The 23,995-nt window shown below is 65.5% G+C and carries 21 protein-coding genes and 4 pseudogenes; 15 read left to right on the top strand and 10 right to left on the bottom strand.

The features are described 5' to 3' along the window. Window positions 1-11: 11 nt before the first annotated feature. Window positions 12-1,433, bottom strand: coding sequence for a gamma-aminobutyraldehyde dehydrogenase (locus OG874_RS21805; protein ID WP_330256962.1), 1,422 nt, complete (start codon window positions 1,431-1,433; stop codon window positions 12-14). Window positions 1,434-1,530: 97 nt separating this feature from the next. On the opposite strand from OG874_RS21805, the gene OG874_RS21800 reads away from it, so the two are divergent. Next, window positions 1,531-2,247, top strand: coding sequence for a FadR/GntR family transcriptional regulator (locus OG874_RS21800; protein ID WP_330256961.1), 717 nt, complete (start codon window positions 1,531-1,533; stop codon window positions 2,245-2,247). A gap of 34 nt (window positions 2,248-2,281) precedes the next feature. Beyond that, window positions 2,282-3,004, top strand: coding sequence for a PDC sensor domain-containing protein (locus OG874_RS21795; protein WP_330256960.1), 723 nt, complete (start codon window positions 2,282-2,284; stop codon window positions 3,002-3,004). A 12-nt stretch (window positions 3,005-3,016) separates the two neighbouring features. On the opposite strand, the gene OG874_RS21790 is transcribed toward OG874_RS21795, so the two are convergent. Then, window positions 3,017-4,492, bottom strand: coding sequence for an amino acid permease (locus OG874_RS21790; protein ID WP_330256959.1), 1,476 nt, complete (start codon window positions 4,490-4,492; stop codon window positions 3,017-3,019). Window positions 4,493-4,554: 62 nt separating this feature from the next. Continuing rightward, window positions 4,555-6,045: a PucR family transcriptional regulator gene (locus tag OG874_RS21785; protein ID WP_330256958.1), complete on the bottom strand. Its 1,491-nt coding sequence runs from the start codon at window positions 6,043-6,045 to the stop codon at window positions 4,555-4,557. Between the two features lie 64 nt (window positions 6,046-6,109). On the opposite strand from OG874_RS21785, the gene gabT reads away from it, so the two are divergent. Next, window positions 6,110-7,438, top strand: a complete 1,329-nt coding sequence (gene gabT / locus OG874_RS21780; RefSeq protein ID WP_330256957.1) for a 4-aminobutyrate--2-oxoglutarate transaminase — start codon at window positions 6,110-6,112, stop codon at window positions 7,436-7,438. A 39-nt stretch (window positions 7,439-7,477) separates the two neighbouring features. Beyond that, the gene (locus OG874_RS21775; RefSeq protein ID WP_330256956.1) at window positions 7,478-8,929 is read left to right on the top strand and encodes an NAD-dependent succinate-semialdehyde dehydrogenase; all 1,452 of its coding nucleotides are present in this window, start codon (window positions 7,478-7,480) and stop codon (window positions 8,927-8,929) included. Window positions 8,930-9,010: 81 nt separating this feature from the next. Here OG874_RS21775 and OG874_RS21770 read toward each other — a convergent pair whose 3' ends face one another. Further along, complete coding sequence (locus OG874_RS21770; protein ID WP_330256955.1) at window positions 9,011-9,670, bottom strand: TetR/AcrR family transcriptional regulator; 660 nt, start codon at window positions 9,668-9,670, stop codon at window positions 9,011-9,013. A gap of 74 nt (window positions 9,671-9,744) precedes the next feature. On the opposite strand from OG874_RS21770, the gene OG874_RS21765 reads away from it, so the two are divergent. Both OG874_RS21765 and OG874_RS21760 read left to right on the top strand, forming a co-directional pair. Continuing rightward, on the top strand, window positions 9,745-11,193 hold the full coding sequence (locus tag OG874_RS21765; RefSeq protein WP_330256954.1) for an MFS transporter: 1,449 nt from the start codon (window positions 9,745-9,747) through the stop codon (window positions 11,191-11,193). Window positions 11,194-11,419: 226 nt separating this feature from the next. Beyond that, window positions 11,420-12,573, top strand: a pseudogene (locus OG874_RS21760) (IS3 family transposase). On the opposite strand, the gene OG874_RS21755 reads toward OG874_RS21760, so the two are convergent. The 3 genes from OG874_RS21755 to OG874_RS21745 form a co-directional block, all read right to left on the bottom strand. Then, entirely contained in the window at window positions 12,563-12,868 is a 306-nt protein-coding gene (locus OG874_RS21755) for a hypothetical protein (protein WP_330256953.1), read from the bottom strand. The pseudogene OG874_RS21760 and the gene OG874_RS21755 sit on opposite strands and share 11 nt — an antisense overlap. 129 nt (window positions 12,869-12,997) lie before the next feature. Continuing rightward, window positions 12,998-13,198: a hypothetical protein gene (locus OG874_RS21750; protein WP_330256952.1), complete on the bottom strand. Its 201-nt coding sequence runs from the start codon at window positions 13,196-13,198 to the stop codon at window positions 12,998-13,000. A gap of 41 nt (window positions 13,199-13,239) precedes the next feature. After that, complete coding sequence (locus OG874_RS21745; protein ID WP_330256951.1) at window positions 13,240-13,482, bottom strand: transposase; 243 nt, start codon at window positions 13,480-13,482, stop codon at window positions 13,240-13,242. Window positions 13,483-13,808: 326 nt separating this feature from the next. Here OG874_RS21745 and OG874_RS21740 point away from each other — a divergent pair, with 326 nt between their 5' ends. From OG874_RS21740 to dmpG (OG874_RS21715), 6 genes and pseudogenes are all read left to right on the top strand, one after another. Further along, window positions 13,809-14,675 (top strand): alpha/beta fold hydrolase, encoded by an 867-nt coding sequence (locus tag OG874_RS21740; protein WP_330256950.1) that lies wholly within the window; start codon window positions 13,809-13,811, stop codon window positions 14,673-14,675. Beyond that, window positions 14,672-15,410: pseudogene (locus OG874_RS21735) on the top strand (hypothetical protein). Before OG874_RS21740 ends, OG874_RS21735 begins: the two are co-directional and overlap by 4 nt. 81 nt (window positions 15,411-15,491) lie before the next feature. Beyond that, window positions 15,492-15,782: a hypothetical protein gene (locus OG874_RS21730; RefSeq protein ID WP_330256949.1), complete on the top strand. Its 291-nt coding sequence runs from the start codon at window positions 15,492-15,494 to the stop codon at window positions 15,780-15,782. After that, a complete protein-coding gene (locus OG874_RS21725) occupies window positions 15,685-16,500 on the top strand; it encodes a 2-keto-4-pentenoate hydratase (protein WP_330256948.1) in 816 nt (271 codons plus the stop codon). The genes OG874_RS21730 and OG874_RS21725 overlap by 98 nt, the downstream gene beginning before the upstream one ends. Continuing rightward, entirely contained in the window at window positions 16,497-17,447 is a 951-nt protein-coding gene (locus tag OG874_RS21720; RefSeq protein WP_330256947.1) for an acetaldehyde dehydrogenase (acetylating), read from the top strand. The genes OG874_RS21725 and OG874_RS21720 overlap by 4 nt, the downstream gene beginning before the upstream one ends. Continuing rightward, entirely contained in the window at window positions 17,444-18,451 is a 1,008-nt protein-coding gene (dmpG, locus tag OG874_RS21715; protein WP_330256946.1) for a 4-hydroxy-2-oxovalerate aldolase, read from the top strand. The genes OG874_RS21720 and dmpG (OG874_RS21715) overlap by 4 nt, the downstream gene beginning before the upstream one ends. An 81-nt stretch (window positions 18,452-18,532) precedes the next feature. Here the strand turns inward: dmpG (OG874_RS21715) and OG874_RS21710 are convergent, their stop codons facing one another. Continuing rightward, window positions 18,533-19,171, bottom strand: coding sequence for a TetR/AcrR family transcriptional regulator (locus OG874_RS21710; protein WP_330256945.1), 639 nt, complete (start codon window positions 19,169-19,171; stop codon window positions 18,533-18,535). A 624-nt stretch (window positions 19,172-19,795) separates the two neighbouring features. Beyond that, window positions 19,796-20,587, bottom strand: a complete 792-nt coding sequence (locus tag OG874_RS21705; protein WP_330256944.1) for an IclR family transcriptional regulator — start codon at window positions 20,585-20,587, stop codon at window positions 19,796-19,798. Window positions 20,588-20,865: 278 nt separating this feature from the next. Between OG874_RS21705 and OG874_RS21700 the strand changes: the two genes are divergently transcribed. From OG874_RS21700 to dmpG (OG874_RS21690), 3 genes and pseudogenes are all read left to right on the top strand, one after another. Next, complete coding sequence (locus tag OG874_RS21700) at window positions 20,866-21,870, top strand: alpha/beta fold hydrolase (RefSeq protein ID WP_330256943.1); 1,005 nt, start codon at window positions 20,866-20,868, stop codon at window positions 21,868-21,870. Further along, the gene (locus OG874_RS21695; protein ID WP_330256942.1) at window positions 21,867-22,826 is read left to right on the top strand and encodes an acetaldehyde dehydrogenase (acetylating); all 960 of its coding nucleotides are present in this window, start codon (window positions 21,867-21,869) and stop codon (window positions 22,824-22,826) included. Before OG874_RS21700 ends, OG874_RS21695 begins: the two co-directional genes overlap by 4 nt. Next, a pseudogene (gene dmpG / locus OG874_RS21690) lies at window positions 22,823-23,629 on the top strand (4-hydroxy-2-oxovalerate aldolase); the annotation flags it as partial. The gene OG874_RS21695 and the pseudogene dmpG (OG874_RS21690), both read left to right, overlap by 4 nt. Window positions 23,630-23,783: 154 nt before the next feature. On the opposite strand, the pseudogene OG874_RS21685 reads toward dmpG (OG874_RS21690), so the two are convergent. Beyond that, window positions 23,784-23,975 (bottom strand): annotated as a pseudogene (locus OG874_RS21685) (TetR family transcriptional regulator); the annotation flags it as partial. Window positions 23,976-23,995 lie beyond the last annotated feature (20 nt).

The raw sequence follows: 23,995 nt of genomic DNA, 5'->3' as shown, positions 1-23,995 counted from the left end.
TTCTCCGTTCGCTAGAGCGCGGTCATGACGTGTTTGAGGCGCGTGTAGTCCTCGAGGCCGTAGAGCGATAGGTCCTTGCCGTAGCCCGATTTCTTGAATCCGCCGTGCGGCATTTCGGCCACTAGCGGGATGTGGGTGTTGATCCACACGCAGCCGTAGTCGAGCCGGGCGGACAGCCGCATCGCGCGCACGTGATCGGTCGTCCACACCGAGGACGCCAGGCCGTAGTTCGAGTGGTTCGCCGCGGCCAGCCCGTCGGCTTCGGTGTTGAACCGCTGCACGGTGATCACCGGACCGAACACTTCCTGCCGCGATATCTCGTCGTCCTGGCGAACACCGGAGATCACGGTCGGGGCGTAGAAGTAACCGGTGTCGCGCGCCACCTTTCCGCCGGTGTGCACCGTGGCGTGGCCAGGCAGCCGATCGATGTATCCGGCCACCGCAGCCAATTGGGCCGCGCTGTTCAACGGCCCGTAGGACACGTCCGGGTCGTCCGGCAGGCCGGTGGTGGTGGCCTCGGCCGCCGCCGTGAGGAGTGCGACGAAGACGTCGTGTACCTCGTCTGCCACCAGCACTCTGGTCGCGGCGGTGCAATCCTGGCCGCCATTGAAGAACCCGGCCATCGCGATGCCCGCAGCCGCGGCGGCGAGGTCGGCGTCGGCGAACACCAGCACCGGTGCTTTGCCGCCGAGTTCGAGATGGACTCGTTTGACGTCGTGAGCGGCGGTGCGGGCGACCTCGACGCCCGCCCGCACGGATCCGGTGATGGACACCATCGCGGGGATCGGGTGTTCGACCAGGAGGCCGCCGGTAGCACGGTCACCGCAGACCACATTGAACACGCCGTCCGGCAGGTATTCGGCGCAGATCTCGGCCAGCAGCAGCGTGGACGCCGGGGTGGTGTCGGCAGGCTTGAGCACGACCGTATTGCCTGCGGCCATCGCGGGCGCGATCTTCCATACCGCCATCATCAATGGGTAGTTCCACGGCGTGACTTGCGCGCACACGCCGATGGGCTCACGTCGTACGAACGAGGTGTGCCCGGCCAGGTATTCACCCGCGGCACGCCCGTCCAGCATCCGCGCCGCGCCCGCGAAGAATCGCAGTTGATCGACGACGGCGGGCAGTTCCTCGGTCGCGGTGAGCGCCAGTGGCTTTCCGGTGTTCGCCGATTCGACGCGCACCAGTTCGTCCGCGCGCGCCTCGACGGCGTCGGCGATCTTCAACAGCGCCCGCTGCCGGACGGCCGGCGTGACGTCGCGCCACTGCTCGAATGCGGATGCGGCGGCGGATGCGGCTCTGTTCACGTCGGCGCGTCCGCCCACCGCGGCCCGGCAATACGCCTGCCCCGTGGTGGGGTCGATGACGTCGGCGTATTCGCCGGTTTCAGGTTCGGCGAACCCGCCGTCGATGAAGTGTCGCAGTTCATCCATAAAACATATGAAACCATATGTCAGTTGAAAAATGGTTGATGTGGCAGAATTTATTGATCTCGCCGTAACAGACGCAGGAGGTGTGATGGTCAGTCCGATGTCTCCCAACGTCCGATCCGCGATGTTCGCGCCGCTGGATCAGAACGGCCGGGTAGAAACTGTGATCGCCCGTCTGGTTGATGCCATCACCCTCGGATTGCTGGTCGATGCCGAGCAGCTGCCCAGTGAGACCGAGCTTGCCGGTCAGTTCGGCGTAGCCACCGTGACCGTTCGCGAAGCATTGATGGCGCTACGCCAACAGGGCCTGATCGAGACTCGGCGCGGGCGTGGCGGCGGCAGTTTCGTGCGCGCTCCGGTCAACTCGGCCCGGACCTGGCACGACCGGTTGGCGGCGGTGTCGCTGACCGATCTGCGCGACCTCGGCGACCACTACGCAGCTGTGGCCGGAACCGCCGCTCGGTTGGCCGCCGACCGGGCCTCGCCTGACGACGTGGCGCGGCTGGAACTGGCCGCCGCCGATTTGCGCTCGGCCTCCGACACCGCGGTCGCCAGAGCCGAACGGCTGTTCCACCTGGAGATCGCCGCCGCCGCCCAGTCGCCGCGGCTCACGAACGCGGAGGCGCAGCTGCAAGGTGAGTTCGGCGGCCTGCTGTGGTTGCCGATCGGGCACGGTGGCGGACCAGGCGCGGCGCAGGCGCATGCCGCCATCACTGCCGCGGTCGCGGCCAACGATGGCGAGCGCGCCCGCGCGGCGACTGAGAAGCACATTTTCGACACCGTTGACCGGCTCACCGACCTGAGGCTGTCGCTGTAAAATGCGCGCATCCATAGCATTGGGAAGGTCCGAGTTGGCTGACGCGCGTAACGCCCGCGGCGACACCGTCGTCGCGGTGTCGGACTTGGTCGAAGAGATCTTCCTTGCGTTGCGGCCGATGCCGGCTGCCGTGGCGAATATGCTGGAATCCGCGTCCGGCGTCGGTGCTCGCGCACTCGACGCGCTGGCGCCGTTGGCGTGTAGCACGCTCGGCGGGCTCATCGTCGGCGCCGGATTCGTAGCCGCACCGGGAGTCCTGGTCGACCGGCAGTTCGAGTTGGCGTGGTGGAAACGGTTCGACGGGACGCCCAACCGATTGATCGCCGATCTCGACCCGACCAGCGAGAAGTTCTTCGATTACACCCGCATGCCGTGGTTCACGGTGCCGCGCGACACCGGCCAACGGCAGATAACCGGACCGTACGTCGACTTTCTCTGCACCGATGACTACACCCTCACCTTTACCCTGCCGGTGCGCCGCGGTGGTGCCTTCGCTGGGGTGGTGGGCGCCGATGTGCAGGTGCGTGACGTCGAACGCGTGGTGATGCCCCATCTGCGTGGGCTCGGCGGGCGAGCGGCGCTGATCAACAACCAAGGGCGGGTGATTGTTTCGACCAACGCTCGCCAAGCCACCGGCTCCCTGGTGCGCAACCCCGACATCCCCGGGTGGTGGGCCGCCGGAGCGCAACCCGCCACCGGGGACGGCACCAGCCTCCGCCGATGCGGCGACACCCAGATCGCCCTGCTCGTCACCTAGCGACACAGGTCGCTAGGCAGCGCGGTCCTCCTCCTGGACTCGCTCCTTGGGGCGCATGATCAACAGGTACGACAGCCCGACGACGGCGATCACGGCGACCGAAGTCGGTACCATCCAGTGGTCGAAGAACGACGTGCCGGTCGCGGGAGTCTTCACCGACAGGACGACGATGGCGGTGACCCCGTAGACCAAGGCTGCGATGTTCACCGGCCACGCGAATGCGCCGAGGCGGAACACGCCGGATGGCTTCCAGCCACGGGCTCGGCCGATGATAGCGGCCAGCACGACCGACTGAAAGCCGATGTAGATGCCTACCACCGCAAAGGTAATGATGCGGGTCACCGTGGCAGAAGGCAGGAAGGCGATCGCGGCGGGGATGATCGCGGTCACTGCGATCGCACCCGGCGGCATATGGAACGTCGGGTGCAGTGTGGACAGCTTTTTGGCACCGAAAATGACTCCGTCGCGACCGAAGGAGTAGACCAAACGGGTCGCGGCGGCCTGGATGGCCAGGGTGCAGGAGACGAAGCCGACCACGATCAGCGCCAAGGCGACTTTGCTGCCCACGCCGCCGAGGGCGTCGTCGAGGACCTCACCCAGTGGATCGGCGCTGTCGCCCGAAATGACCGCACCGAAGTCGGGCACAGCCACGATCAGGCCTAGCGTAAGCACCACGGTGGCGATCGCGCCGACCCCCAGCGTCAACCCCATGGCGCGCGGCACCTTGCGGGACGGATCCTTGACCTCCTCGGCGATGTCGCCGCACGCCTCGAAGCCATAGAAGATCCAGACCGCGAACAGGCAGGATGCCAGGAAAGCGCCGAGGTAGCCGGCGCTGCCACCCGCGCCGTAATTGTGCAGGACGACGGTGACGTCGTGCTTGTGGTGGAAGCACAGCAGATACAACCCGAGGCCGACGGTGCCGAGCACCTCGGCGGCGACTCCGATATTGGCCACGAAAGCCAGTCGGCGGACACCGAGGAGGTTGATCGCCGCGCAGGCCAGGATCACGATGACCGCGGTGGCGACGGTGCTGGTGTGGGTGACCGAATAGCCGAACAGTGGACCGGCGTAGGTGGCGATCGGGTAGGCGACAGAGGAAACGGTTATCAGCAGAGCCCACGTGTACATCCAGCCGGAAAGCCAGGCGTAACGCGGGCCGACCAGGCGCTTGGCCCACTGGTAGATGCCACCGGCGATCGGGTACTGGGAGGCCACTTCGGCGAAAACCAGCAGCACCAGCCCCTGACCGAGCAGGACCAGTGGGATAGTCCAGAAGAAGGACGGCCCGCCCTGTGTGAGTCCATAGTTGAAGACCGAGTAGATGCCGACCAGCGGCGACAGATAGGTGAATCCGACCGCGAAGTTCGACCAAAGGCCAAGGGCGCGAGTGAGTCGCTGACGGTATCCGAGCGCTGCGAGCTGGGCGGCGTCGGCCGCGTCCTGCTCGCTGGGCAAGTCGGCCGCCGCGACGGGGGATGCGGACATGGGGTGGCCTCTCGATGTTATGTAGATCACACGCTTTAGCGTTATTACGCTAACATATGAAGTCATATGTTTCTCGGCACCGGCCGAAGCGATCCGACGGACAGTGCCAGCCACAGCTCGGCTCGGACGCCGGGGGCGTCCATGTCTCGTCCGGTGAGTTCCGCTACTTTGTCGATCCGGGTGCGCATCGTGTGCCGGTGCACGCCCATGCGTGCTGCGGCTCGGTCCCAGTGGCCGTTGCATTCCAGCCAGTACCGCAGCGCCGTCACGAGGTCGCCCCGATGTGTCCGATCGTGCTCACGCAGCGGTCCCAGCACCGCCTCGGCGAAGGCGACTCGGGTATCGGCATCCACCAATGCCAGCAATCCGGCACCGGCCAGGTCGGCGAACCGAACCGCAGGCACTCGTGTCCGCCGCGCGGTGTCCGCGGCCCACGTTGCCTGGCGGACACCCGCACCTATATCGGTGGGTGACACCGGAATGGACAGGCCGGCATACGGCCCAACGACTCGAGCCAAGTCCAGCAGCGTCATAGGCACTTCGCCGCTTGCGAGCACCGCGATACCCGGCCCGTACTCGGCGAAGAATGTCCGTTGTCGAGCCGTGTCGCAGATTGTCTCGACTGCGTCGACGGTCGACTCGCCGCCGACGAGCATGCACACCGACCAGGGTGGATCCGGAAGTGGACCGAACGTGGTCTCGACCAGGTCGGCGGCACCGTCCGCCTGGGCTATCAACAGCGGGAACAGCGTAGTACGCAGGCGGCGCAGCGTCGTGCGTGACTGGGCATGTTGCCGTACTGCCAGCGAAAGCAGCGATGCCGCGGCCTGGACCAGCAAATGCCCGACCGGGTCCAGTGGGGTCACGGTGGCCACCGCCAGGAAACTCGCGGTACGGGTGCCGAGCGCGTGGATCACGACGTCGCGTCCGGCCAGCTCGCCCTGCCATGTTCCGGTTCGCGGGAGGCCGAGGTGGGCGGTCAGCTCCGCCGACAAGCCGCGGGCGACTGCGGGGAACACCTCGCGAATCTCGCCGGTGGCATTCGCAAGCAGCACCCAGCCATTCACCAAGCCGGCCAGCGCGCGGACCACCGCGCCGGTACCGTCCCGACGCACCGCGGCTGCGGTCAAAGCACGCTGACCCTGTTGAGCGCGGACCACGCCCGCATACTCCTGCGCTGCCATCGCCCGCGACACCGCCTTGGTGATCGCGATGAACGGGATGGCTTCCGGAATCTCCAGCACCGGCACCCCGGCCGCGCTCGCCGCGTGCAACAGTGTCGGTGGCACCCGCAGGTGGTTCAGTCCGGTTCCGAATCCGATGCCTGCCACCCGAGCGTCGGCCAGACGACGGACATAGTCGGCGGCGTTGCCGTCGTCGACGGCCAATCCGGTCGTCAGCAGTAGTTCACCGCCGTCGAGATACGGGGTTGGGTCGAGCAGTTCACTCGGATGTACCCACGAAATCGGATGGTCCAACGCGGAATCCGCGTCGGTGAGTGTCCGCAATCGCAGGTCGGTCTGTCGGGTCAGATCGCGCAACGAGATGGCCATAGTGTCGAATTTTATCTAGAAGATTCAACAGAGCGTCGATTCCATTGGGGCAGGGAAGCCGAGCATGCTCGCAAACGTGAGCGTTCCAGCCAGTCACCGTCAGGTGCGCACCGCGATTCCCGGCCCGATCTCGTCCGCGTTGCAGCAACGACGGTCCCGAGCCGTGTCGGCCGCTGTCACGTCGACGCTGCCGGTGTACATCACCTCTGCCGACGGGGGACTACTGCACGATGTGGATGGCAACACGTATATCGACTTCGGTTCGGGTATCGCCGTGACGAATGTGGGTCACGCCGCGCCAGCGGTGGTGGATCGGGTGAAGGATCAGGTGGAACGGTTCACCCACACCTGCTTCATGATTGCCCCGTACGAGGGGTACGTCGAGGTGTGCGAGGCGTTGGCCGATCTCACACCAGGCGACCAGGAGAAGCGTTCGGCGCTGTTCAATTCCGGTGCCGAGGCGGTGGAGAACGCCGTCAAGGTGGCGCGTGCGGCAACGGGGCGCCAGGCAGTGGTGGTATTCGATCACGCCTATCATGGGCGCACCAACCTCACGATGGCGTTGACCTCCAAATCGGTGCCGTACAAGCATGGGTTCGGCCCGTTCGCACCGGAGATCTACCGGGTTTCCGGCTCCTACCCGTTCCGTGACGGACTTACCGGCCCCGAGTCGGCGGCACAGGCGTTGGACCGGATCGACAAGCAGATCGGCGCCGACCAGGTCGCGGCCGTGGTGATCGAGCCTGTGCAGGGCGAGGGCGGGTTCATCGAACCGGCGCCCGGTTTCCTGCCCGCACTGTCGCAGTGGTGCACCCGCAATGGCGTGGTGTTCATCGCAGACGAGGTGCAGACCGGGTTCGGACGGACCGGCGACTGGTTCGCCTGCGAATACGAGGGTGTCGTGCCGGACGTGATCGTCACCGCGAAGGGCATCGCGGCCGGTCTGCCCCTTGCGGCGGTCACCGGCCGGGCCGACCTGCTCGACGCGGTCCCGCCGGGTGGCCTGGGTGGCACCTACGGCGGCAACCCGGTCGCCTGCGCCGCGGCGCTGGGGTCCATTGAAACGATCCGCGACCAGAAACTGGTGGTCGCCGCCCGGCGGATCGGCACAATCGCGCTGCCCCGGCTGCGGGCATTGCCCACCGATACGATCGGCCACGTCCGTGGGCGCGGGGCCATGCTGGCGGTCGAGTTCGTCAAGCCCGGCACCCGGGAACCGGATGCGGAACTGGTGCGTCGTATCGCTAAGACCTGCCACGACGCCGGCGTCGTGGTGCTGACGTGCGGCACCTACGGCAATGTGATCCGTCTGCTACCGCCGCTGTCGCTGCCTGCGGAACTACTCGACGAGGGCCTGACCGTGCTGGCTGACGCGATCCGGACCGCCGTCTGATCCGCCGCCGCTCGCTCGAATATCAAGGAGACCGTCACAATGCTTGAAGTTGCTGCCTTGTTGAGCTCGCTGCCTACCGGACTATGGATCGGCGGAGAGCAGGTGTCTGCCAGCGGCGGAGCTACTTTCCCGGTATCCAATCCAGCGACCGGGGAAGTGCTCATCCAGGTCGCCGACGCATCCAGCGAGGACGGTGCGCGGGCACTGGACGCCGCTGCCACCGCGCAACCTGCGTGGGCCGCCACACCTGCCCGCGATCGGGCCGAAATCCTGCGGCATGCCTGGGAATTGGTGGTGGCGCGCCGCGATGATTTCGCGCTGCTGATCACCCTGGAAATGGGCAAACCGCTGGCCGAGAGCTATGGCGAAGTCGCCTACGGTGGTGAGTTCCTGCGGTGGTTCGCCGAAGAGGCCGTCCGGATCAATGGCCGGTATACCCGGTCGCCGTCGGGCAACGGTCGGATATTGGTGACCAAACAGCCCGTCGGTCCGACGCTGGCGATTACCCCGTGGAACTTCCCGCTCGCGATGGGAACCCGCAAAATCGCGCCTGCCTTGGCCGCCGGGTGCACCATGGTCCTCAAACCCGCTGCGGAGACACCGCTGACGTCGCTGCTGCTCGGTCAGGTGTTCCAGGAAGCGGGCCTGCCGCCGGGGGTGCTATCGGTACTGCCGACCTCGGCGGCGGCGGCGCTCACCGACCCGCTGTTCGCCGACCACCGGATGCGGAAAGTGACCTTCACCGGCTCGACGGGTGTCGGCAAAACGCTGCTCGCGCAGGCGGCCACACGAGTGCTGCGCAGTTCGATGGAGCTCGGCGGAAACGCGCCGTTCGTCGTGTTCGCCGACGCGGATCTCGATGCCGCGGTCGATGGGGCGATTGCCGCGAAGATGCGCAACACCGGCGAGGCCTGCACCGCCGCCAACCGGTTCCATGTCGACAACACGGTGCGAGCCGAGTTCACCCAGAAGCTGACCTGGCGAATGGCGGCTCTGAAGGTCGGGCCGGGCGATCTGGACGGTACTCAGGTGGGTCCACTGATCAGCGAGAAGCAACGCGCGCGCGTCGCGGAACTCGTTGCCGACAGCGTCATGAGGGGCGCTGTCGTCACGACCGGCGGTGCGAGTGGTGTCGGTGAAGGCTACTTCTATGAGCCCACTGTCTTGGCGGACGTGCCTGCCGACGCGCGCATTCTTCGTGAGGAAGTGTTCGGTCCGGTTGCCGCGATTACCGGCTTCGATGGCGAAGACGAGGGCGTTGCCGCAGCCAATGACACCGAATTCGGTTTAGCCGCATACATTTACACGACGAATCTGAGCCGAGCGATTCGTGTGGCCGAATCGCTCGAGTCGGGAATGGTCGGTGTGAATCGAGGAATTATCTCCGACGTCGCGGCCCCGTTCGGAGGGGTGAAGGAGTCCGGCATCGGTCGTGAGAGCGGGAGCGAGGGCATCGAGGAATACCTCGAGATTAAGTATATCGCCCTGTAATAGCCCTGTTGCGTATTGTTCGCGAATCGACCGTTGCGCCCTGGAGGTGGAAGCGGAACGAATCCTTGGGCGGACCTCTTCTTAGGGTTTCAGAGCCTCGATCGTGGCGATGGTCTGGTCGAGGATCGTGTCGTACAGGCGGGCGTACGCGGTGGGAAGTAGTGGCAGCAGCGGCTCGACGATTTCCCGCTCTGCCTCGGAACGCAGCGGGAGTCCTTCCCGTAGCGCGGCCACGACCTGCTCGGCGGGCAGCCGGTGCGTTTCGAACGACGCGTAGCCGATGGTGGTCGAGCCGATCAGGATGACGGCCAATGCCAGGTCCTCGTCGTCGAGACCGAGCGGGCTCAGAATCATGGCCAGCCTGTCCAGCGCCCGCAGGCCGACGGGTTGCCGTGTCGCGGCCATATATGGCAAGAGTTGGGAGTAGGGCCGTAACCGCGCCGAGCTGTTGCGCATCCAGTCGCGAACCTGTTCCTGCCAGGTGTCGCCGGTCAGCGGCCGCGGCCTGATGTGGGCCACGACGTGGTCGGCTACCGCTTGGAGCAGTGTGTCGCGATCCGGGAAGTAGCGGTAGAGCGCCATCTGAGCGGAGCCGACGGCCTCGGCGACGCGCTTGATGGTCAAACCAGCGTTCGGTTCGCGTTCCAGGAGTTCGACGGCGGCCTCGATGATCTGGTCTCGGGACAGCCGCGGCGGCCTGCCTCTTCCTCGCCCCGCGGCCTCGGTCGCTGTGCTCGCCATCCTGTCAGATTACCGGTGTCTCTATTTAGTGTATGTTCTACGCTAAATATGGAATTGGAAATGGAGGCATCGCCGTGTCCACAGTCATCTCTCCCGTCGAGGGGGCCGAATCGACCAGGTCGACCCACGTCGGCGCGGTTGTCAGTGTGCTGGCCCTAGGTGGGATCGTCATGTCGCTGATGCAGACCCTGGTGGTGCCGATCGTCCCCGAGTTACCGACACTGCTGCACGCATCGGCGTCGGACACCTCGTGGGCGATCACCGCCACCCTGCTCGCGGGTGCGGTGGTGACGCCCATGGTGGGACGGCTCGGGGACATGGTGGGCAAGCGGCGGATGCTGCTGCTCAGCGTGTGTGTGCTGGTGGTCGGCTCGTTAGTGTGCGCTCTCAGCAGCTCGCTGGCCCCCATCGTCGTCGGCCGGGCACTGCAGGGCTTCGGCGTTGGTGTCGTTCCGCTCGGTATCAGCATCATGCGAGACGAACTGCCCGCCGAGAAACTCGGCTCGGCCACGGCGATGATGAGTGCGTCACTGGGCGTGGGCGGCGCGCTCGGCCTGCCCGCTGCGGCGCTGATCGCCCAGAACGCCAACTGGCACGTGCTGTTCTGGACATCGGCGGGCCTCGGCGTTCTGGTGTTCGCCCTGGTGCTGGTCTTCGTCCCCGAGTCCCGGGTCCGCAGCGGCGGACGGTTCGACCTGATAGGTGGTATCGGACTCTCGGCAGGCCTGATCAGTTTGCTGCTCGCGATCTCCAAGGGCGCCGACTGGGGCTGGATCAGCCTGCCCACCGACGGCTTGTTCACCGCTGCCGTTGGCGTTCTGCTGCTGTGGGGGTGGTGGGAGCTGCGCACCGCGGCGCCGCTGGTGGATCTGCGGACCACCGCGAACCGTCAGGTGCTGCTGACCAACCTCGCCTCGGTGATGGTCGGGTTCGCGATGTTCGCGATGTCTCTCGTGCTACCGCAGTTGCTGCAGATGCCCACCGCCACCGGATACGGCCTCGGGCAGTCCATGCTGGTGGCGGGCCTGTGCCTGGCCCCGTCCGGGTTGGTGATGATGGCGATGGCAGCCGGGTCGGCGCGGGTCACGGCCGCCTGCGGCCCCAAGATCTCCCTGATCATCGGGTCCGTCGTCATCGCCGCCGGATACGTCCTTGGCGTTGTCTTCATGGACGCGGCCTGGCAGACCATCATCGTCGGATGTGTGGTCGGTGGCGGTATCGGCTTCGCGTTCGGAGCTATGCCCGCGCTGATCATGTCGGCGGTCCCCGTATCGGAGACAGCCTCCGCCAATGCCGTCAACAGCCTTATGCGTTCCATCGGCACATCCACGTCCGCAGCGGTGGTCGGCGTCGTTCTGGCTCATCTGACGACCCGCTTCGGCACTCATGCGCTGCCGTCCCAAAACGGCTTCCGCACCGCGATGCTCATCGGCGCCGCCGCGGCGATCGCCGCGGCACTGCTCACCACGTTCGTGCCCGGACGGGGTGATCGCACGACCGTAGGAATGACGTCCGAACCTTGATTCTTCCGCGCCGATGAACAGCCCCGGTTGAATTCGGTGCCGAGTCAGCAGGTGATGCCGATTTTCGGCGGCGACTCGATGACTGTGAGTTGGACGCGCAGCTTCTCGGCGATGCGTACCATCCGTTGCGGGGACTGCCCCTGGTTCGGTTGACTCCTTGACCTGCCCCAGGGTTCAGTTACCCGTTTCGGTGTGAAGATCGGCCTTTGCTGAGAGGCTCCGATCCATGCCTCGACCGTATCCGCCGGAGTTCCGATTCCGAGCTGTCGCGCTCGTACGAGCCGGCAAACAGATCACCACCGCCGCCGCCGAGCTCGGGATCAGCGCCGCCGCTCTGCACAACTGGGTCCGCCAAGACCAGATCGACCGCGGTGAACGCCCCGGCACGACCACAGCGGACAACGCCGAGCTGGCCAAGGCCAACAAGCGGATTCGTGAACTCGAAACCGAGGTCGAGATCCTGAAGAAGGCAGCCAAGCTGCTCGGTGAGGATCGCCCTGCCCCAAAAGGGTTCACCCGGTAATCGACACTCTCGTCGATGCCGGGCACCCGGCCAAGGTGTGCTGTCGGCTCCTCGGGGTCAGCAGCCCCGGCTACTACCGATATCGGACGCGCCCGCTGTCGCCGACGAAGATGCGCCGCCAGTGGCTCACCGGCCTGATCGGGGAGGTGCACAACGCATCTCGTCAAACCTACGGATCGCGAAGAGTCCATGCGGAACTGACTCGCGGAATGGGCATCGTGGTCAGCGAGCACCTGGTGGCCGAGCTGATGAGCCTGGCGGGCATCGCCGGTCTTCCCGGCCCGGCCAAGGTGAAGCGACTCCGCGGTGTTGCTACTTCCGATGATCTCGTGCGCCGCAAGTTCCACCGACTGTCGCCAAATGAGCTGTGGGTCACCGACATAACCGAACATCCGACCCGAGAGGGCAAGGTCTACTGCTGCGCAGTCATGGACACCTTCAGCCGCAAGATTGTCGGCTGGTCGATCGACAATTCCCAGGACTCGATCCTGGTCGTGAACGCGCTCGACATGGCAATCAAGAACCGAAAGCCGGTGCCGGGCGGGATCGTTCACGCCGACCACGGGGTTCAGTTCACCTCTTGGGCGTTTACGAACAAGATCCGCTCCGCCGGGCTGATGCCGTCGTTCGGCACCATCGGTGACGGGTATGACAACGCGATGATGGAATCGTTCTGGTCGAGCATGCAGATCGAGCTGTTGAACCGGAAGAGATGGCGGACCCGCCTCGATCTGGCGAACGCGATCTTCGACTACATCGAGATCTTCTACAACCGTCAACGCCGTCACTCCCAGCTCGATTATGTGTCGCCGATCGAGCACGAACTACGCTACGAACATCTATCCGTCACCGCCTGAGATTCACACTCCGACGGGTAACCAAGTCCTGGGGCAGGTCACCTGATCTGTGAGGATTTGTCCTCGCTGGAAGGATATTCGCTATGCCGAAGCCGTATCCGGAGGAGTTCCGTCGCGATGTGGTCGCGGTTGGTCCACCCCGGGAAATGAACACCTTCTCGAGCTCGGTCACGAGCATCTCGGCGGTGATCGACCGTTCCACCAGGTGCAGCAGAGACTCACGGGTGTGCTCGTCGATCATCGATGCGATCTTCACCGCCTTGCCGTCGACGGTGGAGTCGAACTGGAAATCCAACGCCCACACCACTTTCACTGCGTCAGCATCGCTGCGCGGTACCGACGAGACGCCGGCGCGTCTGCGGGGTGAGTGCGCCCGCACCTGCAGACCCTCGTCTTTCCAGAGCCGGTGCACCCGTCTTCTTGTTCACCTGCAGGCCTGCGTCGTGGCGCAGCGCGGCCCACGCACGCCAGAACCCCTGGCCGGGCGTTTCGTGGCATAGGCGCGCAGCCAGGCCCGCAGGTCGGCTTCCGGATCAGCCGGGGCTGCCACGATCGGGATGCGTCGGTAGGTGGCTCGTGCGAGCCCAACGACCTTGCGCGCGAACCGTTCCGACAGGCTCTGCACGTCTTTGAGCATGTCCACGGCGCGGCGCTTGGCCGTTGAGCCTAGAATATTCCAGCGATCTCCCGCAACGCGTCCTTTTCCAGCTCGGCATCGGCCAGCAGCCACTTCAAGCGGGCGTTCTGTTCCCGCAGCTCCTCGAGCTCCTTCGCCGCGTCGGTATCCATGCCGCCGAACCGGCGGCGCCAGTTGTACATCGTCGCCGCCAGAACCCCTGGTTCGGCGGCGATTTGTTCACCGGTCCTGCCTTCTGCGGCCAACTCATCGGAGCGACGCAGCTTACGCACGATGTCCTCCGCGGCGCGAGCACCGCCACTCCCGCCAAACCGCAGTTCACACGCCAGCAATAGACCGACGGGTTCCGCCCCGACCACCACCACATCGAACGTCTCGCTCCTGAACCGCCTGTGCCGCCAAGTAATTGCACCGCGCTTGCGTGCCGCCTACGTGAGATACGCGGATCCGTTGGCAACCGGGCGATGTCTGATCGGCTGGTCGGACCGGTACTGTCCGTGGAGGTAATCACCAGTTCTGATGAATTAATCACTTTTGCTTGACAGGCGGTCTGATCGTAACTGATGATTTAGTCAATAGACCTGTGGAGGTAATTGCGATGAGCATCGACAAGGTGGTCGAGACCGGGCGTACGATCCGCGTCGGCGATCGCGAAATCTTCTTCAGTGAGATCGGGTCCGGACCTGCGGTGGTGCTGCTGCACGGCGGCGGGCCGGGGGCGTCCGGGTTGTCGAACTTTTCGCGCAACGTCGGGGTGCTGGCGCAGCGGTTCCGGGTGATCGTTCCTGACCTGCCGGGTTACGGGCAGTCCTCGAAGCGGGTGGATCAGTCCGACCCGTTCGGTGATCTCGCGCAGGCCGTGGGTGGGCTGCTCGATGAACTCGGTATCGCCTCGGCGCATCTGGTCGGCAACTCCTATGGTGGCGCGGCCGCGCTGCGGTTGGCGATGGACCGCCCGGAAAAGGTCGGTCGGCTGATTCTGATGGGGCCGGGCGGTGTCGGCACCACGCGCGCGCTGCCCACCAAGGGCCTGCAGAGTCTGCTGGCCTACTACGGCGGCGACGGCCCGAGCCGAGACAAGCTCGCCCAGTTCATCCGCGAATACCTGGTGTTCGATGGGAGTGCGGTACCCGCCGAGGTCATCGAGGACCGCTATCGGGCGAGCATCGACCCCGAGGTGGTGGCGAATCCGCCGTTGCGCCGCCCGTCGGGACCACTGGCGTTGCGCACGCTGTGGCGGATGGATTTCACTAGGGACTCGCGTCTGCGTGAGGTCGCCCACCCGACCTTGGTGCTCTGGGGTGCGCAGGACAAGGTCAACCGGCCCGGCGGCGGCCGCCTGCTCGCCGAGGCCATGCCCAACTGCGATGTGTACCTGGCGGCCAACACCGGCCACTGGATGCAGTGGGAGCGTGCGGACCTGTTCAACGCACTGGCTACCGCATTCCTCGAGGCGACGACATGAACAACTTCTCCGCATTCGGCGCGGTCCACCTTGGATACATTGTCGTGCAATCGAATCGGCGAACCGACTGGCGCCGCTTCGGTGCCGACGCGATCGGCCTGCACGTCGATGGACTCGACGGCGGCGTGCTTCGTTTCCGCCTCGACGATCGGACCTGCCGCTTCCTGATCGAACCAGGACCGGCCGAGGACGTGACCGCGCTCGGCTGGCAGATCGACGACGACACCACCTTCGACCGCATTGTGGCTCGGGTCGCCGACTGCGGCGTGCCGACTACCGAGGGGACCCCGGCCGAGGCCGCGCTGCGCGGTGTCGAGCGGCTGTGGCGGTTCGTGGGACCGAAAGGCATTGTGCAGGAAATCTTCACTGTGCCGGTGACGCCGCCGGAGCCGTTGCGGATGCTCAGCTTCGGTTGGGTGGCGGGGGAAGCCGGACTCGGGCATGTCGTGATCACCTCGCGGGAGTTGGAGGCGATGCGCAACTACTACAGTACCGTTTTCGACTACTGCGTGACGCCGTCGGGATTCGATAGAGGTCGGCTGGAATCCGGTCGTCATCGGCCCGGAACTCGAATCCACTTGGGAGCCTGGCACATACCCCGGCATCAGCATCTGGGGCCATACGCCGGCGGGGGAGACCGTACTGGACAAGTTCGCCCAGTTCCGGCAGGCGGTCCGGCGTTTGTCCACACCGGAAATAACCGTCGCGCAGATCGCAGGAGAACTATCGCGATGAACGCCACTGACTACGACGTCGTGATCGCGGGGCTCGGTCTCACTGGCGCATCTGCTCGGCCGACGTGGACTGAGTGTCTTGGTGCTCGAGCGTGAGCCCGAGTATTGCGGGCTGGCCTGCGCGGTCTATACCGACGACGAAATCATACGCATTTTTCAAACCGCCGGTGTGGCAGACGAATTAGCTGCCGACATGAACGTCGATTCGACCGTGCAGTTACTCCACAGTCGGATTCGGAATCGGCGAACCCGACCCGACAATTCGAGGAGTCACGATGACATCGACCATGACCGACTCACCGGCGGTCCGCGCTGCCGCCGAGAGGTTGGCCGTCGCCACGAGCACCGGGGTGTCTGCCGCCGCGGTGCGTGACCTCATCGGTTCCGACGATGTCGAGCTGGCGTATGCGGTGCAGCGCATCGGCACCCGACGCCGTCTGGCTGAAGGCGCTCGCCTCGTTGGTCGAAAGATCGGGCTCACCTCGCCCGCGGTGCAGCGGCAGTTGGGGGTGGATCAGCCCGACTTCGGCGTGCTGTTCGCGGACATGGACGTTGCGCAAACACCTGCGTCACAACGACCTCGACTCCTGCAACCGAAGATCGAAGCGGAGTTGGCCTTCGTTCTGAGCGACGATCTCGACTTCGACCAGCTGGATGCGATCAGTGCGCGGGGCGCGATCGAGTGCGCGGTCGCGGCACTGGAGATCGTCGACAGCCGGATCGCCGACTGGGACATCAGCTTCGCCGATACCGTCGCCGACAATGCCTCGAGCGGATGGTTCGTCCTCGGCGCCGACCGCCTCTCTGTCGACGATTTCGAACCGCGCGATATCGGGATGTCGATGTTCGTCGACGGCGAAATCGTCTCCACCGGAACCGGTTCCGCCTGTCTAGGTGATCCGCTCAACGCGCTGGCGTGGCTGGCCCGCACCGCCCGCGACTTCGGCGACCCGCTACGTGCCGGTGAAATCGTCCTGTCGGGCGCACTCGGGCCGATGGCGCCGCTGCGTCCAGGCGTGCACGTTCGATCCGAACTCTTCACCGGTACCGCGACTCTCGGTGCCGTCGACTTCATCCTGGAGGACAAATGAGCCGCACGAAAGTAGCCGTGATCGGCTCGGGCAATATCGGCACCGACTTGATGATCAAGGTGCTGCGCCTGTCCGAAACCCTGGAAATGGCAGCCATGGTCGGCATCGATCCCGCATCGGACGGGCTGGCACGTGCCGTTCGCCTCGGTCTGCCGACCACCGCGCACGGTGTGACCGGTCTGATCGGCATGCCGGGTTTCGGCGAGATCGACATTGTCTTCGACGCCACCTCCGCCGGCGCCCATAAGGCCAATGCCGCCGCGCTGGAGCCTTACGGCAAACGCTTGATCGACCTGACCCCGGCCGCGATCGGCCCCTTCGTCGTGCCCGCGGTGAATTTGGATCAGCACCTGGCCGCCGGCAACGTGAACATGGTGACCTGTGGTGGACAGGCCACCATTCCGATCGTCGCTGCCGTATCCCGGATCACCGCTGTGCCCTACGCCGAGATCGTTGCCTCGATTTCATCGAAGTCCGCCGGTCCCGGAACGCGCGCGAATATCGACGAATTCACCGAAACGACAGCGCATGCCATCGAAGCGGTCGGTGGCGCGGTGCGCGGCCGGGCGATCATCGTCCTCAATCCGGCCGAGCCGCCGCTGATCATGCGCGATACCGTGCTCGCTCTGATCGGTGATCCGGACCCGGAAGTCCATGCGGCGGTGCGGGCTTCGATCGAAGCCATGGTCGCAGAGGTGGCAGCGTATGTGCCGGGTTACCGGCTCAAACAAGACATCCAGTTCGCTCCGGTCGCAGCCGATGCGCAGCTGCGCACTCTCGTGGTGGATGCCGTTGTCACGCATCAGATCTCGGTGTTCCTCGAAGTCGAGGGAGCGGCGCACTACCTTCCCGCCTACGCGGGCAATCTCGACATCATGACCTCGGCCGCACTGCGCGTCGCAGAACGCATCGCCGCGACCGCCGCTACCGCGGAGAGTGTGCGATGACCGAAGTGTTCCTCCAAGATGTGACCCTGCGTGACGGAATGCATGCCCTGCGTCACCACATAGACCCCGACCAGGTCGCCGCCATAGCAGCGGCCCTCGACGCGGCGGGCGTGGACGCCGTTGAGGTCGCGCACGGCGACGGCCTGCACGGCGGCAGTCTCACCTACGGCCCTGGTAGCCATACGGATTGGGAGTGGATCGAAGCGGCCGCCGGTGCGTTGCGCCACACCAGGCTGACCACGTTGCTGCTGCCCGGTATCGGGACCGTCGCGGACCTACACCGCGCCTACGACCTCGGGGTCCGGTCGGTGCGCGTGGCCACCCACTGCACCGAGGCCGATCTGGCCGCGCAGCACATCGCCTATGCGCGCGATCTCGGGATGGACGTCTCGGGGTTCTTGATGATGAGCCATATGAACGGCCCCGCCGGGCTCGCCGAACAGGCGAAGCTCATGGAATCCTATGGGGCGCACTGCGTGTACGTCACCGACTCCGGTGGCCGTCTCACCATGGACGGCGTCCGCGCCCGCGTGCGCGCGTACCGGGACGTGCTGGACGAGAGTACCGAGATCGGCATCCACGCGCACCAGAACCTGTCGCTATCGGTCGCCAATAGTGTTGTCGCCGTTGAGGAAGGCGTGACCAGGGTCGACGCCTCGCTGGCCGGACTCGGCGCCGGTGCTGGCAATACGCCGCTGGAGGCGTTCGTCGCGGTGGCGGACCTGTCCGACTGGAAGCACGGTGCGGACCTGAACGCACTCACCGATGCCGCCGACGACCTGATCCGGCCGCTGATGCGACAACCGGTGCAGGTGGACCGGGAGACGCTGACCCTCGGCTATGCCGGGGTGTACTCCAGCTTCCTCCGGCATGCCGAAAAAGCTTCCGCCGCATACGGAGTGGAGGTGCGCGACCTGCTGATCGAGGCCGGGCGGCGTGGCCTCGTCGGCGGTCAGGAAGACATGATCGTCGACATCGCGCTGGATCTCACCGCCGCTGAATGAGTACGACTGCTCGGCTTCGGGTGCGGCCGATCGGATGTCGGGACGGGGTGCTCGCCGTGGAAACCGGTGGCGAGCCCGCGATTACAGCTGCGGCTGCGGCGGCAGCGGAGTGCTGATCAGTTTCTGCGCCGAGCGCTTGTTCATGCCGAACATGCGCAGCATCCGGTAGGCCATCTCGTCGGCCAGCGCACCGGCATCGGCCTCCGGTTGCGCGTCCAACAGCTGCAGGAGGCCGAGAAGCGCGCCGCCTGCCGCCATGATCGCCATATCCGGATCCATCGGCTCGAACCGGTCCGCTTCCTGTGCGGCGATGATGTCGTGACGAGCCCGCGGCGCCAAGCCCTCGTCACGCAGCAGTACCGACATTCCGGAGTGCAGGAGCATCCGCACCATCTCGGGGACCTGCCGTTGTAACCGTCCGGTCATTCGGAAACTGACCGCGAACACCTCGGCGGGATCGTCGTACAGCGCCACGATCTCATCGCGCATCTCGCTGTAGACCTGCAGCGCCGACCGTATCGCCTCGTCGAAAAGCTGCTCTTTCGACTCGAAATGGTTGTAGAAGGAACCGAATCCGACGTCGGCGGCATCGGTGATCTCCTGGATGCTCACCGTGGAACGACCCTCCGACAGGAACTTCCGCGCCGCGCCGAGCAACGCGTTACGGGTGCGCTCGCGACGTCGGTCGATTCTATTGCGCACGACGGGTTCGGCCGTCATCGGTCCCTCTTCCATTCGGGAACGTCACATGGATCATATCTGAGAAAAGTATCAGAGTCGATTTAGAATCAGCGACATCTTCGACGCCGATCATCGAATGGAAGTCGAACGCTCAGCCCGCTGCGGCAACTGCCCCGGCTTTCCGATGCGGTCAACGGGTAGGTGGTGACTCTGGCGACCCGCTGTCGAATGCGCCTCGACGCGGGTGCGATCAGGTGCGTAGCTCCGGGCCGCGTAGCTCCAGGGCGGGCTCTATGAGAGGCTCGTGTGGTCAGCGGCGTGCCCCCAGTCCGCGAAGCTCGAGAGCGTGCACGGTGCGCGGCGGCTCCGATCAGGCGCAGTGGCCTCGGCATCGTCGCGTTCGGGTTGGTCGTGCGGCAGTTGGCCCAGGCAAATGGCGGCGCCGGAGATGATGGTCATGGCCGGTTCGGCATCGCGCACCTGGAACCGTTTCGCGCGGCCCGCTTCCTCGGTATCGCGGCCTGCTATGGCGTGGGCGGCTGCTTGTCAGGCACTCGAAATCGCGGGGCAGATATCAGAATCCCGCTTCGTCGAGTTCCATGATGGCGGGATCGATGTCGGAGATGACCACCCAGTCGGCATCGAGGCGGGGAGGACCGGCCGTTATGTCAGTTCGGCCCAGGCCGTCCCGGCGAAGCTCGGCATGCGGGCCGCCTGACGGCCGAGGGTGATTGCCGCGGTGCGGACGGCAAGGCCGAGCGAGGCGACGTCCATCTCGCCGAGCCGCGCGCTGATCGACAGCCCGGCGATCGGCTCGGCGATCCGGTTCGAGATCGGGGCGGCGACGCAGACCACATTGGGTCCGGATTCCTCTGTCTCGTAGGCGATTCCGGATTCGCGGATGGTAGCCAGTTCGGCCCGCAGTCGGGCTGGATCGGTGATTGTTCCTGGTCCGAGCCGCCGGAGCCCGGCGGCCATCACGCGGTCGACGATATCGCTGCCCGAGAACGCCAGTAGCGCCTTTCCGACGGCGGTCGCGTGGGCGGGCAGCCGTCCGCCGACCCGCGAACCCAACGGCGGCGCGGAGCGGCTGCACAGCTTGGTCACGTAGACGACCTCGGTTCCATCCAGCACTGCGAGGTGCACCGTATGACGGGTCGCACTGCGCAGGTCGGACATGCTGGCCAGCGCCAGTCTACGCAGCTGCTGCGGTCGCGGCGCCTGCTCGCCGAGTTCGAAGAACCGCAGACCGATCCTCACCTCCTGCCCCGCCATCTCCAGCAACCGATGCGCCACCAGTTCCCGGACGATGCGCGACACGGTCGACGACGCCAATCCGGTCCGCCTGGCGATCTCGCGGACGCCGAGCGCGTCCTCGTCCGGTTGGAACGCATCGAAGATGAGGGACACCCGACCGATCATGGACAACGGGGTGTGCCGGTCAATGGAACGCATGCTAGGACTCCGCAGGTCAAGGGGTACAGGATGGCAACCGAGCCCGAAACGAACGCCAACCGCACCCGTCAGGCATCCCGCCTGGCCGTCGAGACGCCTACGGGATTCAGCTCCTCGGGGTCGCCCGGTTGACCTCGAAAGGCCGGACGATCGCAGGCCGCGCGGATAGCGGCAACTCTAGGACTCGCTGCGTGAAATTTTGATGGTTTCATCAATTTCGCGTGAATGATTATTTCGTCGTAACTGATCCCCTACTCAATGGCAGCGTGGAGGTAGCAATGGCGAGTGCAGCGGGAGTCGGAACCGAGCGGACCGTCCGGGTCGACACGTGTGAGATCTTCTTCAGTGAAACCGGGTCAGGTCCAGCGGTGCTGTTATTGCACGGTGGCGGGCCGGGGGCGACCGGATTGTCGAACTATTCGCGCAACATCGAGGCGTTGGCGCAGCGGTTCCGCGTGATCGTTCCGGATATGCCGGGCTATGGGAAATCGTCGAAGGATGTGGATCAGTCCGATCCTTTCGGCTACCTCGGTCGGGCCATCGGTGGTCTGTTGGACGAGTTGGGCCTCGACTCGGCGCACCTGGTCGGCAACTCTTACGGTGGTGCCGCGGCGCTACGGCTGGCAATGGACCGGCCGGAAAAAGTAGGCCGGATGATCCTGATCGGGCCCGGCGGCATCGGCTCCACGCGCGCGCTGCCGACCGACGGGCTGCAAGCGTTACTGGATTACTATCCGGGCAGTGGACCGAGCCGGGAGAAAATCACCCGGTTCATCCGCGATTACCTCGTGTTCGACGGGGCCGCGGTGCCCGACGAGCTCATCGAGCAGCGTTTCCAGGCGAGCATCGACCCGGAGGTGATGGCGAATCCGCCGCTGCGTCGGCCGTCCGGTCGGTTGGCGCTGCGCACGCTGTGGCGGATGGACTTCACCCGGGATTCGCGGTTATCCGAGGTGTCCCATCCCGCGCTGGTGATCTGGGGTGTCGATGACAAGGTGAATCGGCCGGCGGGCGGGCGGGCGCTCGCCGAGACGATGCCGAACTGCGATCTGTACCTAGCGGCCAATACCGGGCACTGGGTGCAGTGGGAACGCGCCGAACTGTTCAATGTCCTGGCCACCGCATTCCTGGAGGCGGTCCTCACCTCATTCGGGTCGACCGCCGCGCGACCGGATACCGCCGCGCGACCGAATTCGAAGGCGGCGCAAACAGATTCGACCATTCTGCCAACGGATTCGATCATGGTCGCACCGGCGAGCGTGGACTGGCTGGAGGGGATGTGAGTCGCACCAAGGTTGCCGTCATCGGGTCGGGCAATGTCGGTACCGGCCTGATGGTCAAGGTGCTTCGGCAGTCGACAACCCTGAAGATGGCCGCGATGGTCGGTATCGATCCGGACTCCGACGGACTGGCCCGTGCCCACCGGCTCGGCGTGTCCACCAGTGCGCGCGGTGTCAGCGGCCTCATCGCCATGCCGGATTTCGACGAGATAGATATCGTTTTCGACACCACTTCCGCCGGTGCGCACCGTGCCAATGCCGCCGCGCTCGGGCCGCATGGGAAACGTCTGATCGACCTGACCCCCGCCGCGGTCGGCCCCTTTGTTGTACCTGCTGTCAACCTGGACCAGCACCTGGACGCCGTCAATCTGAATACAGTGACCTGCGGTGGCCAGGCCACCATTCCGATTGTCGCGGCGATTTCTCGGATCACCGAGGTGCCCTACGCCGAGATCGTCGCCTCCATCGCCTCCAAGTCCGCCGGGCGAGGAACTCGCGCGAATATCGACGAGTTCACCGAGACGACCGCACGGGCGATCGAAGTGCTCGGCGGTGCGGCCCGCAGCCGGGCGATCGTTATCCTCAATCCGGCCGAGTCACCGCTGATCATGCGCGACACCGTGCTCGCGCTGATCAACGATCCCGAGTCCGAACATGATGCGGCCGTGCGACACTCGATCCGATCGATGGTCGCAGAGGTGGCGGCATACGTGCCCGGCTACCGGCTCAAACACGACATTAAAATCACCCCGCTCGCCCCGGATGCGGCACTGCGTACGCTGGTCGGCGATGCTCCCGTCACGCATCAGGTCTCGGTATTCCTCGAAGTCCGAGGGACGGCGCACTATCTGACCGCCTGCGCCGGAAATCTCGACATCATGACCTCGGCCGCGCTGTGCATCGCCGAACGTATTGCCGCGGTATCACTTTCGTTCCCGGTGCCGAGGCGAGCGGGATGACCGAAGTCTTCCTGCAGGATGTGACACTGCGCGACGGCCTGCACGCGCTGCGCCACCGCATCACCCCCGGCGCAGTAGCGGCCGTCACCGCGGCACTGGACGCAGCCGGTGTGGATGCGATCGAGGTCGCTCACGGCAACGGTCTGCGCGCTGGCAGTCTCGCCTATGGTCTCGGCAGCCATACGGATTGGGAATGGCTGGATGCCGCCGGGAACGCGCTGACCAATGCCCGGCTTACCACGCTGCTGCTACCGGGCATAGGCACCATCGACGACCTGCGCCGCGCCTATGATCTCGGCGTCCGCTCGGTGCGGGTGGCCACCCACTGCGCCGAGCCCGATATCGCAGACCGGCACATCGGATTCGCCCGCGAACTCGGTATGGATGTCTCCGGCTTCTTGATGATGAGCCATACGTACACCCCTGTCGAGCTCGCGGCACAGGCCAAGCTGATGGAACACTATGGCGCACACTGCGTTTACATCACCGACTGCGGCGGACGGCTCACCATGGGCGGCGTGCGCGATCGCGTCCGCGCCTACCGGGCCGTGCTGGAGGAGACCACCGAGATCGGTATCCACGCCCAGCAGAACCTGTCGCTGTCGGTCGCCAATAGTGTTGTCGCCGTGGAGGCGGGCGCGACCCGCGTGGATGCCTCGCTGGCCGGGATCGGAGCTGGTGCGGGCAATGCGCCGCTCGAGGCGTTCGTCGCGGTTGCCGATCTGCAAGGTTGGGAGCACGGTGCGCAGCTGAACCGGCTTACCGATGCTGCCGAGGATCTGATCCGACCGCTCATGCGGCGACTGGACCTCACCAATGTCGGGTGAGGGTTACCGCACGAAGGTCGCTGCCGCGGATCTGTCCTACACCGCCGGGCCTGCGGCAATGTTGTCGATATTCGCAAGCGGCTGGCGGCAGATCTCGTTGGCCTCGTCGGCGGAGATACCGAACAGCGAGGAGTTCATCCCGGGTCTCGAAGTGGTTGTAGAACGAGCCCATCCCCACGTCGGCGGCCCGGGTGATCTCCAGAATCGGTGCGTGCGGCTTGCCCTGGGCAATGAACGACTGCACCGCACGCACCAGTGCCCCCCGCGTCTTCGCTGTGCGCCGTTCCGAACGATTCGGTTTCGACGCTGCGCCGTCGGCCATGCTTTCCCCCGGCTCTCCGG

Source organism: Nocardia sp. NBC_00565, from assembly GCF_036345915.1.
Classification (GTDB): Bacteria; Actinomycetota; Actinomycetes; order Mycobacteriales; family Mycobacteriaceae; genus Nocardia.
The sequence above is the reverse complement of the archived record's forward strand: the minus strand, read 5'-3'. Positions and strand labels throughout refer to the sequence as shown.